Source organism: Pseudoalteromonas sp. S1612, assembly GCF_005887175.1.
Classification (GTDB): domain Bacteria; phylum Pseudomonadota; class Gammaproteobacteria; order Enterobacterales; family Alteromonadaceae; genus Pseudoalteromonas; species Pseudoalteromonas undina.
Genome location: NZ_PNDH01000192.1, coordinates 1 through 230, shown reverse-complemented (window position 1 = coordinate 230; position 230 = coordinate 1). Strand labels below are relative to the sequence as shown.

At 39.1% G+C, this 230-nt stretch carries 1 protein-coding gene; it reads right to left on the bottom strand.

Annotated elements, in window-relative coordinates; all coding sequences use genetic code 11:
- Positions 1-230: beta-eliminating lyase-related protein (locus CWB78_RS18655; RefSeq protein WP_249930489.1), on the bottom strand; the 230-nt coding region annotated here is incomplete at both ends.

Sequence of the window (230 nt, the reverse complement as noted above, 5' to 3'; positions counted from 1 at the left end):
TGATAAGCAACTAGATACGGAGTCAAAATGATGGGTTATTTCTTTAATATCAACGTTAAGCTCGGCAGCGGCATTAAAAGCGCGAGCTCCATCTAAATGCAGTGCTAAGTTATGTTGGTTAACAAATTCTCGTGCTTTGAGTAAATAATCAATACCGAGTACTTTACCACCTATGGTGTTTTCAAGGCTTAACAGGCGGGTTTTTGCAAAGTGGCTATCATCGGTTTTAA